The sequence below is a fragment of the Rhizobacter sp. P3_C12 genome, from assembly GCF_056402735.1.
The window spans coordinates 1-3,550 of sequence record NZ_JBFUGW010000439.1 but is presented as its reverse complement, the minus strand read 5'-3'; the positions used below and the strand labels follow the sequence as shown (position 1 = coordinate 3,550).

The following is a 3,550-nucleotide window of genomic DNA, read 5'->3' as shown; positions in this document are numbered from 1 at the left end:
CACCTGGCCGACCAGCGCGCGCAGCGACTCCTGCATGTTCGACAAGGCCTGCATCAGCTGCGTCGATTCGTCGCGGCCGCTCAGCGTGATCTGGTTGGTCAGGTCGCCGCGCGCGATCGACGCGGCCAGCGTCTGCGCCTCGGTCATCGGGCGGCAGATGCTCTGCATGTTGACCAGCGTGGCGGGCACGACGATCAGGATCGCGATGCCCAGCGCCACCGCGAACAGCACGACGGTCTGGCGCGTCATCGTCTGGCGCTCGGCCTCGGCCTGCGAGCCTTCGGCGCCCAGTGACTTCTGCAGGTCGGCGGCCGATTTCTCGGCGGCAGCGATCGCTTCCTTGGCGCGGCCCATCACCCGGTTCGCCACCGTGGCCGAGTCGTAGCCGCTGTTCTCCAGCTGCTTGATCACCGGGGCCATCGCGGTCGCGTAGGTGCCGAGTTCGGCTTCCATGCGCTTGGCCAGCGCCGTGCTGTCGTCGGGCGTACCGTCCTGCAGCTTCTTCAGCTGGGTGATCACCCGCTCGCGTGCCGCCGTCCACTGCCCGCTGAAGCGCGTGACTTCCTCGGACTTCTCGTAGTTGACGATCATTTCCTTCTCGGCCAGGCGCATCTCGCCGAGCGCGGTGCGCAACGCGGCCAGCGTGTTGGTGTCGGCGAACGAGCTGGTCATGAAGGCGGTGCTCTGCGCCTGCATGCGCAGCAGCCCGGTCAGGCCGGCGCCGCCGACCAGTGCGAGCAGGGCCAGCACGATGGCGATCGCGCCGATCATGCGGGTGCGGATCGTGAATTGACGCATCAGGTGGGTGAGGTTCATGAGCGCTCTCCGGCGAGCTGGAAGTTGTTGACGATGCTGCGCAGCCGTGCCGCCTGGTCTTTCAGGCTTTCCGCGGCGGCTGCCGACTCCTCCACCAGTGCCGCGTTCTGCTGCGTCATCTGGTCGAGCTGGGTGACGGATCCGTTCACCTGGCCGATGCCTTCGCTCTGCTCGGCGGCGGCGGCGGTGATCTCGCTGATGATGTCGGTCACGCGCTGGACCGAGCCGACGATCTCGTTCATCGTCTGGCCGGCGTCGGCCACCAGGCGCGAACCGGAATCGACCTTCTCGACCGAGGCGCCGATCAGCGCCTTGATCTCTTTCGCCGCCTGCGCGCTGCGCTGCGCGAGGCTGCGCACTTCGCTGGCGACGACCGCGAAGCCGCGGCCCTGTTCGCCGGCGCGTGCCGCTTCGACGGCGGCGTTCAGCGCGAGGATGTTGGTCTGGAACGCGATGCCGTCGATGACGCCGATGATGTCGGCGATCTTCTTCGAGCTGGCATTGATCTCGTCCATCGTGGTCACGACCTGCGCGACGACCGAGCCGCCGCGCGCCGCGACTTCAGCGGCCGACGAGGCCAGCTGGTTGGCCTGGCGGGCCGACTCGGCGCTCTGCTTGACGGTGCCGGTCAGCTGGTCCATCGACGAGGCGGTCTGCTGCAGGTTGCTCGCCGCCTGTTCGGTGCGGTGGCTCAGGTCCTGGTTGCCGGTCGCGATCTCGGCGCTGGCGTTCTCGATCGACGACGACGATTCGAGCACCGTCGCGAGCGAGCGGCTGAGCTGTTGCGTCATGCGGTCGAGCGCGTGCATCAGGTCGCCGAGTTCGTCCGTGCGGTCGCTGCGCGCGTCGATCGCCAGGTTGCCGCCGGCCACCTGGTCGGCGACGCGGGCGGCGCGGCTCAGCTCGCCGACGATGCGGCGCTGCATCAGCCAGGCCACGCCGACCGTCGCGGCGGCGGCCAGCAGGCCGAGCGCGCCCAGCAGCAGGCTGGTGCGGCGCGAGCGGGCGGCGGAGGCGTCCATCGACGCCGACGACTGCCGGTCCATGCGGGCGACCATGCCGCCCATGCCCTTGGCGAGGGCGCCGAAGCTCTCGTCGGCGCCCTGCATCGCGGCGATGCCGGTGTTCGGGTCGACCGACGACAGGTCGATCGCCGAATCGGCCTGGCCGCGGTACTTGTCGATCTGCGCGGTGGCGACCTTGATCTCGGCGGCCAGGTCCGCATCGCTGCGGTCGGCGTCGGCGAGCCCGCCGAGCGTGCGCTTCAGGCCGTTCAGCTGGTTGGCCAGCGATTCGCGGGCGGCCTTGATCTTCGGTTCGTCCAGCGACGCGATCAGCGCCACCGTGCGGTAGACGCCGGCGTGGATCTGGCCGAGCTGGTCCTGCACGCTGGTGATGGTGCGCAACGATTCGAGGTCGCTGCGGAAGTCCTCGCTGTTCTTGGTCGCTTCGGCGCTCATCAGCGCGGTGTTCACCGAGGCCATCGAGAACACCACGACGGCGGTCAGCACGGGGGCTGCGAGCAGCTTGAGTCCGAGTTTCATGGCAGGCCTTCCGTCATGCAGAGCGTGCGGGCGCCTTACTTGTAGATGCCGCCGCAGACGGCCACGTCGCCCAGCCGCTCGCAGTAGGCGCGTTTCGGCTCGATCTTCTTGCTGACCGGGTTGGTGAACTTGTAGTCCTGCCAGAACGTGCCCTTGGACTGGGCGAGTTCGACGCGTTCCTTGACGAAGGGCTTGCCGTCCACGTCCTTCAGCTCGAGCAGGTTCTTGCCGATCATTTTTTCGTTCGCCCCGTGGGCRCGCACGACGCCGTCGAGCCCGTAGACGACCAGGTAGAGGTCGCGCTCGGTGAACTGGCCGGCCTTGTTGTTGATCTCGGCATAGGCCTTGTCGTTGCCGTTGGCCTTGATGAAGGCGACGCCTTTCTTGACCATGGCGGTGGCTTCGTCGGCGGTGGCATTGCCGTCCTTCGCGAAGGCGGGGAGGGCGGCAGCGCTCAGCAGCGCGCACAGGAACAGGTGCTTGGACATGCGGGATCCTCGGCAGTCGGGGCGCTCACGGGCGCGGTGGCAGGATTGCATCCGCCGGCAAGGCGGATGCGCTGTGCCGTTATCGGCACGCGGGCGGCCGGGCTGTACCCGGGTCTGTGCCGATTCTGTGAGACAGCGCAAATTGGCTGTCGGCGCAAAAGCGGGGGCTTGCGGGTGCATCTCTTCCCGATGGGGGACTCGCTGCGCGAGGGCTCTTGTTTCCCCTGCGGGGGGGCTTTCTCACTGCGTGAGGCTGCTGCCGGGTCTCGCCCCGGCGGGCGAGTCACTTTCATTTGTCTTGCCAAATGAAAGTAACCAAAGCAAAGGCGCCTGAAAACCATACGGTTCGTTCAGTCTGGCTGCGGACAACACTGCCGCTTCGGCTGCACATCACCGTTCATTGGGATTGTTGTTCTCCCGCTCCACTCGACTGGCTCGCTTCGCGTCGCATCGTCTTGCGCCGGCCGCCGCCGCCGTGTCATTCGGGCGATGCGCAGCGAGTTGGGTGGAGAAGAACGGCCAACAATCCCAATGAACGGTGATGTGCAGCCGAAGCGGCAGTGTTGTCCGCAGCSAGACTGAACGAACCGTATGGTGTTGTATTGARGCCCTTTGCTTTGGTTACTTTCATTTGGGCTTCAAATGAAAGTGACTCGCCCGCCGGGGCGAGACCCGGCAGCAGCCTCACGCAGTGAACAAATC

Annotated in this window: 4 protein-coding genes; all 4 read right to left on the bottom strand. The window is 67.0% G+C overall.

The genetic code is table 11. The annotated features are described in order from the left end of the window. A partial coding sequence (locus tag AC1DXV_RS32775) for an MCP four helix bundle domain-containing protein (protein WP_477937669.1) occupies positions 1 to 816 on the bottom strand: 816 nt, incomplete at its 3' end. Next, positions 813 to 2,360 carry a methyl-accepting chemotaxis protein gene (locus AC1DXV_RS32770; protein ID WP_477937667.1) on the bottom strand — a complete coding sequence of 516 codons (1,548 nt, stop codon included), beginning with the start codon at positions 2,358 to 2,360 and terminating at the stop codon, positions 813 to 815. The genes AC1DXV_RS32770 and AC1DXV_RS32775, both read right to left, overlap by 4 nt. 35 nt (positions 2,361 to 2,395) lie before the next feature. Beyond that, positions 2,396 to 2,848 carry a cache domain-containing protein gene (locus AC1DXV_RS32765; protein WP_477873923.1) on the bottom strand — a complete coding sequence of 151 codons (453 nt, stop codon included), beginning with the start codon at positions 2,846 to 2,848 and terminating at the stop codon, positions 2,396 to 2,398. A gap of 478 nt (positions 2,849 to 3,326) precedes the next feature. Continuing rightward, positions 3,327 to 3,550 (bottom strand): hypothetical protein (locus AC1DXV_RS32760; RefSeq protein ID WP_477937665.1); only part of this gene is annotated, 224 nt, incomplete at its 5' end.